The organism is Prevotella melaninogenica, from assembly GCF_018128065.1.
Lineage (GTDB): Bacteria > Bacteroidota > Bacteroidia > Bacteroidales > Bacteroidaceae > Prevotella.
This window is the reverse complement of the sequence record NZ_CP072360.1, coordinates 1697665-1711041: the sequence shown is the minus strand read 5'-3', so window position 1 is coordinate 1711041 and position 13377 is coordinate 1697665. Positions and strand designations below refer to the sequence as shown.

The following is a 13377-nucleotide window of genomic DNA, read 5'->3' as shown; positions in this document are numbered from 1 at the left end:
TATTATGAAGTATTACCTGATAGTTGGTGAAGCATCTGGCGACCTGCACGCCTCACGCCTTATGCAGTCGTTGATGCAGTATGATCCTGAAGCTGAATTTCGTTTCTTTGGTGGTGACCTGATGGCGAAAGTGGGCGGTACACGTGTGAAGCATTATCGTGAGCTTGCCTATATGGGTTTCGTTCCAGTATTGCTGCATCTGCCTACCATTTTCAAGAATATGAAGATGTGTAAGGAGGATATTATGCGTTGGAAGCCTGATGCTGTTATTCTTGTTGACTATCCAGGTTTTAATCTTAGTATTGCAAAGTTTGTAAAGAAGAATACCAATATTCCTGTCTATTACTATATCTCTCCAAAGATATGGGCATGGAAGGAATGGCGTATCAAAGCTATTAAACGTGATGTGAGAGAAATGTTCTCTATTCTGCCGTTTGAAGTTCCTTTCTATGAGAAGAAACATAATTACAAAATACATTACGTAGGTAATCCAACAGCCGAGGAGGTTGATAATTTCCGTCATGTCTATTCGGAATCAAAAGACGAGTTCTGTCAGCGTAACGGCTTGTCTTCTAAACCTATTATTGCAATTCTTGCGGGTAGTCGTAAGCAGGAGATTAAGGATAATCTTCCTTCTATGCTTGAGGCTGCACGTCACTTTGAAGATTATCAGATGGTGGTTGCTGCCGCACCTTCTATCACTGAAAGTTATTATAAGAAGTTCTTAGGTACGAGCGAGGCAAAGTTGGTGAAGACTCAGACTTACGAACTTCTTTCCCATGCCACTGCTGCACTCGTAACGAGTGGTACTGCAACGCTTGAAACAGCCTTGCTGAATGTTCCGCAGGTTGTCTGCTACGAAACGCCAGTTCCAAAGTTGATTCGTTTTGCTTTTAAGTATATTATTAAGGTGCGTTTTATCTCTCTTGTCAACCTTATTGCTGATAAGGAAATTGTGCAGGAACTTCTTGCTGATCGCTTTTCAATTCGTAACATTGCCAACGAGTTATATCGTATTCTTCCCGGTCAGACATCTCGTGAACGTATGTTAGCTGATTACCAGCTTGTTCGTGAGCGTTTGGGTGACAAGGTGGCTCCTGATAATGCAGCAAGAATTATGGTTGAAAAGCTGTTGAGTAGGCAGGTTTATGAGTTGTCAAGTGAACCAAAAAACGAGTTTATGAGTGAACAAACTTACGAATAAATAGACAGCTTGAAACCATGTTTGTTAGTTAATTTGTGCGTTGGTTTTAGTCAAATAAGTCTATCTATTCAAATTATTTACGTGAACAGAAATATTTCTGTTCACGTAAATAATTCTTTTTCTTCATGAAAATAATTTGCGATTAACAGAAAAATAAAATAGGAGGAGAGCCAGAAGCCCTCCTCCTATTTGGTATTTAATAACTTTATAAGCTAATTAATTCAATTACTTTATCCACTGCAGAGCTTATGCCTTCAGCATTCTTACCACCTGCCTGAGCGTAGTGTGGCTGACCGCCACCGCCACCCTGGATGAGTTTAGCAGCCTCGCGAATAATCTTACCAGCGTTCAGATCATAATCTTTCACCATGTCATCACTAAGCATGATTGATAAGAGAGGACGATTCTCGTATACAGAGCCGAGTACACAAACGAGTTTCTCTGGTAATGCTTCACGTACCTTGAAGACGATATCCTTGGCAGAAGCTGGGTCGATAGGCAGTACAGTTTTTACGACATGCACGCCATTTACGGTCTCAGCATGCTCAACCATGTTCTTTGCAGCACGGCTAACAGCCTGAGCACGGAAGCTTTCAAGTTCCTTCTTAATACTGTCATTCTCTTCAACAAACTTCGTGATAACAGCCTTGAGGTCCTTAGCATTGTTGAACATTGCTTTCAAGTCACGCAAAGTATCTTCAAGAACATAGATAGCGTTTTCGCAAGTTTCGCCGGTCATAGCCTCGATACGGCGTACACCAGCAGCCACGCTACTCTCGCCAACAATCTTAAAGAAACCGATGCGACCTGTTGATGTGGCATGGATACCACCACAGAACTCACAACTTGGACCGAAGCGAACAACACGAACTTTGTCACCATACTTCTCGCCGAAGAGGGCTACTGCACCCATCTTCTTTGCTTCCTCCATTGGAGTTTCACGATGCTCATCCATTGGATAATCCTTGCGAATCATCTCATTGACAAGCTTCTCTACTTGACGAAGTTCCTCATCGGTAATCTTCTGGAAGTGAGAAACGTCGAAACGAAGGGTGTCAGGACTTACGTATGAACCCTTCTGCTCTGCATGCTCACCGAGAACCTGCTTCAAAGCATAGTCGAGGAGGTGGGTTGCAGTATGGTTGGCAGCTGAAGCATCACGCTTGTCAGTGTCTACACAAGCCATGAAGTCAGCTTCAAGGTTCTTTGGCAATTCCTTAACGATATGTACACTCTGGTTATTCTCACGCTTGGTATTGATGACGTTGATAGTTTCGTCCTCGCTAACGAGTACACCTTGGTCACCTACCTGACCACCCATCTCACCATAGAAAGGAGTATGATCGAGTACAAGCTCATAGAAGCTGTTCTTCTTCTGTGTCACCTTACGATAGCGAAGAATGTGGCATTCGTATTCTGTATAGTCATAACCAACAAACTCTTGCTCACCTTCACGTAGTATTTCCCAGTCACCATTCTCAACAGCTGCTGCATTGCGAGCACGTGCTTTCTGCTGTGCCATCTCCTCATTGAACTGCTTTTCATCTACGGTATAGCCGTTCTCTGCGCAGATAAGTTCGGTGAGGTCGAGTGGGAAACCATAGGTGTCGAAGAGGCGGAAAGCCTCCTTACCATCGAGTTGTGTCTCGCCATGTGCCTTCAACTCATCCATCGCGCCATTGAGGAGCATAATACCCTTTTCTAATGTACGGAGGAAAGAATCCTCTTCTTCTTTCATTACACGCCCAATGAGTTCACGTTGTGCGGTGAGTTCTGGGTATGCAGTACCCATCTCACGTACCAACACGTTGAGCAACTTATACATGAAAGCTTCCTTCTGACCAAGGAAAGTATAAGCGTAACGAACGGCACGGCGAAGGATTCGACGAATAACGTAACCTGCTTTAGCATTGCTTGGTAACTGACCGTCAGCAATAGAGAAGGCAACAGCACGAAGGTGATCGGCTACAACACGCATAGCGATGTCTACCTTCTGCTCTTCATTGATGCCTTCACCATTATCACCCTCAGGGAAGGTGTGGTTATACTTCTTGCCTGAAATCTTCTCAATCTCTGCAATAACTGGTGCAAAGATATCTGTATCGTAGTTAGAATTCTTGCCCTGCATGAGACGAACGAGACGTTCAAAGCCCATGCCAGTATCGATAACATGCATCTTTAATGGATCAAGGCTACCGTCTGCCTTACGATTGAACTGCATGAACACGATGTTCCAAATCTCAATAACCTGTGGGTGATCCTTGTTTACAAGTTCCTCACCAGGTACCTTTGCCTTCTCTTCCTCTGAACGGAAGTCAATATGAATCTCTGAACAAGGACCACAAGGACCAGTGTCACCCATCTCCCAGAAGTTGTCGTGCTTGTTTCCGTTGACGATATGATTCTTTGGGAAATGCTTCTCCCAGTAGCTTGCTGCCTCATCATCACGTGATATTCCCTCTGCCTTATCACCCTCAAAGACAGTTACGTAGAGGTCTTTTGGATCAAGGTGGAGTACGTCTACAAGGTATTCGTAGGCGTAATCAATTGCTCCTTCTTTAAAATAGTCACCGAAACTCCAGTTACCTAACATCTCAAACATCGTGTGGTGGCTGAGAGCTGCATCACGACCTACCTCTTCCAAGTCATTATGCTTACCACTAACGCGCAAACATTTCTGCGAGTCAGCACGGCGACGAGGTTCTGGATCCTTTGTTCCGAGAATAATATCTTTCCACTGGTTCATACCAGCATTAGTGAACATCAGCGTAGGGTCGTCCTTGATAACCATAGGGGCAGACGGTACGATAACGTGTCCCTTCGACTTAAAGAATTTCAAGTAAGAGTCGCGGATTTCGTTTGCTGTCATCATCTTTATTTTTTTTAAAATTCAATTTTTCTACCTAAAAGTGTTGCAAAGATACTGACTTTTGAGTATTTTTGCAAACAATTAGACTGCTGAATACGTAAAAACTTCTTTTAGAGGTGGACATAGTCTTCGCAATCAGCACCAACTTTGTGTAAATAATTGATATAAAAGTTACTAAGACATGGCAGAGAATCCGCGCAAACTGTATTATTCTATCAAGGAAGTGGCACAGCAGATTAACGTTACGGAGAGTCTGTTGAGATATTGGGAAACCGAGTTCCCACACCTTCGTCCTAAGACGACGGGCAATCGTGTACGTCAATATACGGAGAAAGACATTGAACAGATAAAGGTTATTTACAATCTTGTCAAGGTGCGTGGCTTTAAGATTGCTGCTGCCCGCAAGATGTTGCAGGAGAATCGTAGTGGTGCTGACAAGAGCCAAAAGGTTATGGAAACCCTCTTCTCTGTGCGTGATCAGCTGAAAGATCTTAAGAAACAATTAGACGGATTGGTATAAGGCTTATTAGCAGCGAGGATAAGACGACAGAAAACGCATACTATTCTTTATATTTATCGTGAACGTTTTCGTTTCCTTATTTCCCCTGTTTTATTTTTGTTTTCAGTTGCTGTCAGTTTTAACACTTTTAGCAAAGCACTCATAACTAATTACTTACAGCATAATTTGTTGTGATAGGAGTGACAGCAACTTTCAGATTGTATATATACTACTTCACACTCGGTCTTACACAGCAAGGCTGAATAGTATCCGTTTTCTGCCTATTATCTTGCTTTTACAAGTCCTTTTTTATGTGACTTACAACTATTATCACACATTGTGTTTACGGTTAGCACGCCTCGTGCTAATACTGAGCACAAGACGTGCTAACCATAAACACCAAAGTACGGAACACTCTGGACAAACTCTTGCCATAATAAGTTTCACTCCGTCAAGCTTCTATTACTTCTAAAATCTTTACTTTCTTGTTTACAAATTATTACGACACAGTAGTTTACTTTGTTAAAGTAATGAAGATAAAGCTGCTTTGCAGAGCCTCATATATCGGCTAATCAAGTTGGTTATCAGCATAAACTTTATTGTTTTTTTACATCTATAAGCTTGCTGAATATCAATGAGATAGCCGATTTTATTATGTTACATTTGGTTACCAAATCATCTCTTTTTCAGAGACCTGCCATGTTTTCTTTCTGTCACAATTCCTGTTGGCTTAGGGACGAAAGATTCGCAAATCACAAAATTAAACGGACTATTGCTTTTTATAATCTTTCAATAAAAGCATATTTGTTATTATATTCGTACCTTTGTAAGGTGATTTTCGAAGTAGCATAATATGTCTGTATGTTCCTTTTAAAGTTATCAAAAGTTAAAATAAAGAAAATCTATAAAAATAAGTGCAGTCTTTTAGAGCAAATAGACTCTTTTTAAATATTAAATAAAGGAGATGTTCCTTTGCTTAAAATAATATGATACAGATTGACGCTTGCAAAAATGGGGATAAGGAAGCCCTCGGAGAACTCTATACGACATACGCTAATAGACTTTTAGGCGTATGTCGGCATTATGTAAAAGATGATAATTCAGCTCACGATATTTTGCATGATGCATTTATTATAATCTTCATGTCTATCCAAGATTTGAAAGATGAATCAAAATTGGAAGGTTGGATGATAACAATCGTAAGGAATCTATCCTTAAAATATATCCAAAACACAGAAAAAAGAAGCCATACCCCCTTATCTTGCTTGAATATAGAAATTCAGGAAGCAGCATGTGAGGAACAGAAAAAGATAGAGTTCGGACTATTATTGTCAGCAATAGAGTCCTTACCAGAAGGGAATCGTGAAGTTTTCAAGCTCTCAGTCTTAGAAGGTCTTTCCCACAAGGAGATAGGAGAACAGCTCGGCATCAATCCGCACAGTTCTTCTTCCCAGTTGTTCAGGGCAAAGAAAACATTGCGTGCAATGTTGATTAACTATTGGATGCTCTTCTTGCTTCCAATTCTTATACCAGTTTATATATATATCGCTACGAGAGATAAAACTGTTGAGACTTCCGATAACGAACCTACTGCTACAAACACTCATAAGAGTCGATCAAAATATGTGCAAAAAGGATTAGGAGCTCTGAAGAAAGAAAAGTCAAGATATTCTACCTCGCCAAGTATCTCTGGTAATGCAGGAAGAGGTTCTGCCGGTGCGATTGTCCCTGAAGGAAATATTGCTTTGCAAGTATCAACAGACAGTGCTATAACGGAACAACGAGCATTACCCTTTAATGTGGATTCCCTGCAAAAACATTTGGCTATAGGTATCGGAACAAACGATTCTTTATACTGCATTCCACAGACACCACAAGATAAGATGATAGCATTGAATGAAAGAAAGAACTTCAATGTCTGCAATAAGAAGAAGTATCCGTGGACATTCAATTTGGGTTATTCATCTAATGCCGGTGCAAATGGAGCCATGTCCAATTTGAACTACCTATCAGTAGTAGATTACGCTAATGGTGGGGCTGCGGCCAAATTATATACATGGGATGATTATGTAAATTATTTAGTTCGGAACAATGCACTGATGGATTCTGTCGAGAGGGCAAAAATGTCATGGATAGCACTGAATAATGCAACAGAAGGCAACGCTTCCTTAGGTGAGAAGGCGCACCACTACCGCCCCAAAACCTTTAGTTTGTCGCTCAACAAGCAACTAAGTTCCCATTGGACTTTTGGCACGGGATTGACTTACACAAGAATGAAGTCTGATTTTGAGAGTGAGTTTCATGGTGCGACCTTGTTGAAGACCCAGAAGATTGATTATGTGGGCATACCATTGCGATTGACCTATCGTATATGGAGCAAGGGACGATTCAATGCCTATACGACCGGTGGAGTGACATTCGAGATGCCAGTTCACAGTTCACTTGATAAGAAGTATATCATAACGTCTGACTCGTCCTACACGTTAAAGGGTGACATCAAGCCACGTTATCAATGGTCTGTGAACTTAGGTATCGGTGTTCAGTATAGGCTATTCAAGCCTTTCAGTCTGTATTTAGAACCTAATATGTTCTATTACTTCGGGAATGGCAGCGGCCTTGAAACCTACCGCACAGAGCATCCGTTCATCATAACAGTACCATTCGGATTGCGGCTTACTTGGTAAATGGAGATAATGAGTAAATGAAAAGTCATGAATACAGTGCAGTCTTTTAGTAGTTTTCTACTCTTAACAATAAAAGACAAAACTCAAAAGAAAGAATGTACAGTATTTATGACTACATCCACAATGGAATTGTATTTGTCAACAATGTAGTACGCAGACAGCACAAGGAACTCACATCCCTGATGATATATTCCACAACAAGCTGTCAGTCTCGTTGCAAGCACTGTTCCATTTGGAAGAAACCTATAGAAAATCTCAGCTTAGATGACATCATCAAAATAATGAACAGCAAATGTGTAACTAAACGCACGATGGTCGGCTTGGAAGGAGGTGAGTTTGTCCTCCATCCCGAAGCAGACAAGATATTAGGATGGTTTGATACTAACCACCCAAACTATACATTGCTGTCCAACTGCCTTGCAGTGAACAAGATAATTTCTTCCGTAAAGAATCATCATCCCAAACATCTATATATATCACTTGATGGCAATAGAGAAACCTATCGCTATATGCGTGGGAGAGATGGATATGACAAGGTGATTAAGGTTATAGAAACATGTAAAGACATCGTGCCTATCTCCCTAATGTTCTGTCTTTCTCCATGGAACTCGTTTGAGGATATGAGGCATGTCATAGATTGTGCCAAACAATATAACATTGATGTACGTATTGGCATTTACAGCACAATGTCATTCTTTGACACAACCAAAGATTTAATGGAATCCAATGATGCTGATTTCATCAGCCAGATACCCTCTTCCATACATCAAACATATGAGAACTTTGACTTTGTAGCTTTGTATGACGAGTGGAAAAATAACAGACTGAGACTGCGGTGTCATAGTATTTTCAGTGAATTGGTCATCCATTCTAATGGAGACGTTCCCTTGTGCCAGAATTTAGATGTAACCTTGGGTAATATTCATAAGAATACGCTTGATGAGATATTCAATTCAAGGAATACGTGCAAAATTCAATGTCAGTACTCCAAAGAATGCAATCAATGCTGGATCAACTATCATCGAAAATATGACATTATCCTGTTAAGAAATTTAGAAAGAATAATCCCCAAACGGCTGATAGAGTTGTTTTATGGGAAGTATCAATGGACCAGCAATAGGCAAACCACCTATAAGAAACATTTCAAGCAAATAAAAGCATAGCTAAAATGGGATATTTAGATAACATTATAGACAGATATAGGCGCATACGCAGCATGAGAGAACTGCAATATACCTACACACAGCAGTATGCTCTTGTGGGGTTTGGCAATCATTGTGCAAACAACCTGCTGCCCGTTATACAGTATCTTCAGCTACCACTGAAATACATTTGCTGTACCTCGGAGAAGAAAGCCTATCTGATTTCTCAAAAGTACAAGGGGATCAAAGGAACAACTTCTTTACAAGATATCCTGCTTGATAATACAATCTCAGGAGTCTTCGTGGCAGCTAATCCACATTCACATTTTCATATTGCAACTGAAGTTATAAAAGCAGGTAAATCCTTGTTCATAGAGAAGCCACCCTGTAAGGATGAAAGGGAACTAATGTCTTTGACTGATACTATCAAACTATATGGCTCACAGCATATCGTTGTCGGACTGCAAAGACGTTTTGCCCCTGCCACTCAAATTCTGAAAAAGCGATTGAAAGATGATGGCAAACGGCATTACCATTATCGCTATCTGACAGGATTATACCCTGAAGGAGATACTTTGCTTGACCTGTTCATCCATCCTCTTGACTATGTAACATTCCTTTTTGGAGAGGCAAAGATAAAGGGTTTGGATATTACTCTCAGTAGAGATGGTGGACAGACCTTATTCCTTATATTAGAACACCAAGATATAGTAGGAATGTTGGAACTATCAACAGATTACTCTTGGCAGGATGCACAGGAACAATTAAGTATTAGTACGGACAAAGGACAATATGTATTGGACAGAATGGAAAGACTCGATTTTTCCCCAAGACACTCTGCTATATGGGGAATCCCTTTGGAAAAGGTCTTCCAAAATAATGCAACCGTTGTCAGCCTATACGGAAGGAATGGTTTTGTACCAACGGTTGGGAATAACCAGATTGTGTCACAAGGGTTCTTCTCGGAGATTCAAGCGTTTGCCGATATGGTTGAAAACAGATGCGAGGATAATCATGCCTTTTGCTTGGAAAGTGTTAAGCATGTTTATTCCATAATGGCAGAAATAAAGAAGTATATGAACATAATTGACGACCACATATTATAATAACTAATTAAATCCAACAAATTATGAAAAGGTATTTTTGTGTATTACAGGCGTTCATCTTCTCGTTGCTGTTTATTGGTTGCAGCAATGAAGATGAGTCTGCTTCAACTCCCACAGTGCAAGCATCGAAAACGGAATTGTTTGCTATAGGGACAGCCCGAATGACAAGAGCCGCTTCAAGCCCCTATCTCTTTACACTTGACAACATCAAGTCTTTCAACGCGCAGACCCGTGAGATTATTTTTCAAGATTTTGAGCCGACAAGTCTGCTCTTTCCCATTTATCGTAACATAGAAATACATTCGTATGGTAAGGTTCTACTCCATATCTCAACGTTTGTGTCATCTTTCAATAGTCAAATCTTCACAGACTTATCATTAGTTTCAGAATCTGGCAAGTTTTATCTGAGTGACTGTTACCCACGCAATATTGAGGACAATAGTCAATATGTTAAAGAGAACAAGGCCATTCAAAAAGCAAAAGAAAAAAGAGCGGCAGAATGGGGAGAGTTTCTCTCAATACTCAAAAAACACGGGAAGTTGATTGAATAGTAAACAGAAATACGTAATAATATAAGCAAGAAATAACTTGTAATTGCGTTTATATAAATATCAACATATAAAATCCTTGTAATTATGAAAAAAGTATTTTACAGCCTAATCCTTTTCTGTGGATTATCTGCATGTTCCTCAGAGAAGGTAGCTCTTGAGCCATTAAGAGTTTATGATGTTGCAAATTCTACTTGCAAGTTAACACTCTCTCCAACAGAGACACGTCCCGATGCCTATGCTGAAAACAACATTGTGCCGGCAACTTTAAGCATGGAGCTGGGCAAAGACGGAATAGTTCAATGTATGCTGGAAGACGTGAAAGCCAACTGTGCCGTAAAAAATATTTATGTGAACATCGCTAATCAAAACAATCAGATTACCCTTGTCGTGTACCATAATGTACTTGATGCACTTGCCGATTGCATTTGCAAATACGACGTTAATTTTAAGATTAGCAAATTGACATCTGGTAATTATAACCTGAAAGTGTACTATGCCAGACCAAACATGAAATATGATGAATCTAATATTGCATATAATGGACAGGTAAATATTGCCCAGAATAAAAAAGTCTCTGTAACATTCAATCCAGAAGTAGGTTTACCTGAAAATTAAAAGTATCTATTCAATACATGGCACTTGGGCTGGTATATATCAACTCAAGTGCTATGTGGCATTGTCAATATTTCAACCTCATCTTATCTTTTTCCCTGTAGCTATTTTTAAAAGTTACTAAGACATGGTAGAGAATCCGTACAAACTGTATTATTCTATTAAGGAAGTGGCACAGCAGATTAACGTTACGGAGAGTCTGTTGAGATACTGGGAAACCGAGTTCCCACACCTTCGTCCTAAGACGACGGGCAATCGTGTACGCCAATATACGGAGAAAGACATTGAACAGATAAAGGTTATTTACAATCTTGTCAAGGTGCGTGGCTTTAAGATTGCTGCTGCCCGAAAGATGTTGCAGGAGAACAGAAGCGGTGCTGACAAGAGCCAAAAGGTTATGGAAACCCTCTTCTCTGTGCGTGACCAACTGAAAGAACTTAAGAAACAGTTAGACGGTTTAGTATAGACGGCATATCAAGGGGAGATGCCTTCGGAGATATGCCACACCAATTAGCAGTCATAGAGAGGACTTTTGTATTCTTATTTCCCCTATTTTATTTTTGTTTTTAGTTGCTGTCATTTTTAACATTTGTGGTAAAAGGTTTATAATAAATCACTTACAGTGTAGTTTGTTATGATAGGAGTGACAGCAACTTTCAAACCGCCTCCATACAGTTCGCTACTCTATCTTACGTTTCGAGCATGAGCTGCCATTCGTCCTCAAGCCTGCTTTATTTCACAAACGGACATGCTATCCAGTACGAAGGAAATTTACTCTGGGATTCGGTTCACTGCTAATAAAATAGTTGAAAAAGATTAGAGACGTCTACCATCTGTGTTTATTTTCAGCTTTAATCATCTTCAAGCCACTGCTTCACGTCTCCGTTTTCCTTTGTGTTACAGCCCAACTCAAACCGTGCCAACAGTAAACACGAGGTGTGCTACTGGTAAGCGCCAAAGAAGAGCATCTGCCAACAGACTATTGTATTAATTCCTTATACTGCTCCAAACTCCTTTTACACCTGAATTACCCCTTGTAATAAGCATAAATTACAATTTCCTCCATAATTATAATGCGATAAATTTAAACTTATCTACAAAATAAGGCATTTCTTTCTGTGCCCTATTCATCAGTGACGTTGCTCTCAAGTTCGGATAAAGATATAAAGTGTTTAACAACCATGCTTCAAAGATGAAACTTGTGGTCATTTCAACACTCCTCTCATAGCCAGAGACCATTATTGCACCTGTCAATTTCTTGAACTGCTTAATCTCACTATCATTCATCTTAAAAGTTCTGCAACTTCCAAAATGAACAAACTTTCCTCTAAAGATTCCTTCATTTTCGTTAGCGAAATCCATCAAACTGCATATCGAGTACTTACCCTTATTATCTGCCCCGGCAAAGGTAATAATACCCTTTTCGCCATGAAAGCATAAATACACAATAGAAAAATCCTTATATGAAGCCTGCTTTAAATGACTTATATAGTATTTAAAATCTGATGGAGTTGCAACTTGTCTAAAAGAAAAGTCTATACCACAGGAGTTACTTAAAAACTCTAACATAGGCTTTGCCTGAGAATCATATTTCAAATCGTATACACTCTGTTCCCACTCCGTTTCTAAACAAAAAACTTTATTTACCATACCTGTTTATTTCGATTGACGAATCTACTATATTTATTTTGTGTCTTCTGCAATATAAGAGATCTGCTACTTAATGGCATTACCTTACGCCATCATTCTCATCAAAGTATCGATGGTATTCCTCACTCTGCGCTCTGTTGTCAACATAATTGTGTCTTCATCGGCACCCTCAGCACCCATATAGACAGAAGGATTGGAGAAAGTCATACGACTTTTTTGTGGCTCACGTGCAGAGAAGTGGAAGGCAGGTACGTTTGTCTCTTTGCGTATATGAGCAATGTTCTTTTCGTTTACTCCACAGCCAGCCATAATCTTTATTCGGTTGTTAGATAATTGGTGCAATCGCATAAGCAGCGGAATACCCTCCTCGGCAGTGGGTTGCTGTCCTGAAGTCAGTACTCTATCAAAACCAAGAGAGATGAGCTGTTCCAAGGCTTTCTCTGGTTCACGGCAGCGGTCGAAGGCACGATGGAATGTAACACTCATTCCTTTTGCGTGAGACATCAGATATTCATTGGATTTCATGTCAATGTCACCATCAGCAGTCAGGCAGCCAAAGACAACGCCATCTACACCTAACTCACGACAAAGATCAATGTCCATAGCCATGCGCTGAAGTTCTTGTTCTGTATAAAGGAAGTCGCCCCCACGGTTGCGGATGATAACATGTAGGCGAGTATCAGTCAATACTTCTCTCGCCATTTTTATTTCACCATAGGAAGGAGTGGTGCCACCTTCGGGAATACCCATACAGAGTTCTACACGATTAGCTCCACCTTTCTGTGCTTCTATGCAGCTTTCAACGCTATTAGCACATATTTCTATCTCAAAATCAGTTCGGTTCATGTTGGATTATTTGAGGAGTTTAACCCAAATCGGTCATTAGACCACAATGTTTCAGGAATTCTTGTTTTTGTGTTGTTTCCTAACATCTTTTATTTTCTTGTCGTCATCTTGTCTATCTTTGCAACTTGACGTAGCCCGCTACGCCTGCGTTACAAAGACAGGCAATCTGCTCGACAATAAAACAAAATCTGTTTAGGCTCTAATGACCGATTTT

The 13377-nt window shown here is 40.1% G+C and carries 11 protein-coding genes; 8 read left to right on the top strand and 3 right to left on the bottom strand.

The features are described from left to right. The first annotated feature begins 4 nt into the window (after window positions 1-4). On the top strand, window positions 5-1204 hold the full coding sequence (lpxB, locus tag J5A56_RS12700) for a lipid-A-disaccharide synthase (protein ID WP_021671470.1): 1200 nt from the start codon (window positions 5-7) through the stop codon (window positions 1202-1204). Between the two features lie 205 nt (window positions 1205-1409). On the opposite strand, the gene alaS is transcribed toward lpxB, so the two are convergent. Further along, entirely contained in the window at window positions 1410-4076 is a 2667-nt protein-coding gene (gene alaS, locus J5A56_RS12695) for an alanine--tRNA ligase (RefSeq protein WP_021671471.1), read from the bottom strand. Window positions 4077-4254: 178 nt separating this feature from the next. Between alaS and J5A56_RS12690 the strand changes: the two genes are divergently transcribed. The 7 genes from J5A56_RS12690 to J5A56_RS12660 all read left to right on the top strand — a co-directional run bounded on the left by J5A56_RS12690 (window position 4255) and on the right by J5A56_RS12660 (window position 11133). Then, window positions 4255-4593: a MerR family transcriptional regulator gene (locus J5A56_RS12690; RefSeq protein WP_021671472.1), complete on the top strand. Its 339-nt coding sequence runs from the start codon at window positions 4255-4257 to the stop codon at window positions 4591-4593. Between the two features lie 965 nt (window positions 4594-5558). Further along, the gene (locus J5A56_RS12685; protein WP_021671473.1) at window positions 5559-7256 is read left to right on the top strand and encodes a sigma-70 family RNA polymerase sigma factor; all 1698 of its coding nucleotides are present in this window, start codon (window positions 5559-5561) and stop codon (window positions 7254-7256) included. Between the two features lie 95 nt (window positions 7257-7351). Further along, entirely contained in the window at window positions 7352-8419 is a 1068-nt protein-coding gene (locus tag J5A56_RS12680; RefSeq protein ID WP_036919414.1) for a radical SAM/SPASM domain-containing protein, read from the top strand. 5 nt (window positions 8420-8424) lie between these two features. Then, a complete protein-coding gene (locus tag J5A56_RS12675; protein ID WP_036919417.1) occupies window positions 8425-9504 on the top strand; it encodes a Gfo/Idh/MocA family protein in 1080 nt (359 codons plus the stop codon). A gap of 23 nt (window positions 9505-9527) precedes the next feature. Further along, window positions 9528-10055, top strand: a complete 528-nt coding sequence (locus J5A56_RS12670; RefSeq protein WP_007367232.1) for a hypothetical protein — start codon at window positions 9528-9530, stop codon at window positions 10053-10055. Window positions 10056-10139: 84 nt separating this feature from the next. Then, window positions 10140-10670: a hypothetical protein gene (locus J5A56_RS12665; RefSeq protein WP_021671476.1), complete on the top strand. Its 531-nt coding sequence runs from the start codon at window positions 10140-10142 to the stop codon at window positions 10668-10670. A 124-nt stretch (window positions 10671-10794) separates the two neighbouring features. Next, the gene (locus J5A56_RS12660; protein ID WP_021671477.1) at window positions 10795-11133 is read left to right on the top strand and encodes a MerR family transcriptional regulator; all 339 of its coding nucleotides are present in this window, start codon (window positions 10795-10797) and stop codon (window positions 11131-11133) included. A gap of 602 nt (window positions 11134-11735) precedes the next feature. Here J5A56_RS12660 and J5A56_RS12655 read toward each other — a convergent pair. Then, window positions 11736-12317, bottom strand: coding sequence for a DUF6642 family protein (locus J5A56_RS12655; protein ID WP_021671478.1), 582 nt, complete (start codon window positions 12315-12317; stop codon window positions 11736-11738). 84 nt (window positions 12318-12401) lie between these two features. Continuing rightward, window positions 12402-13163, bottom strand: a complete 762-nt coding sequence (locus tag J5A56_RS12650) for a copper homeostasis protein CutC (protein WP_021671479.1) — start codon at window positions 13161-13163, stop codon at window positions 12402-12404. Between the last annotated feature and the right edge of the window lie 214 nt (window positions 13164-13377).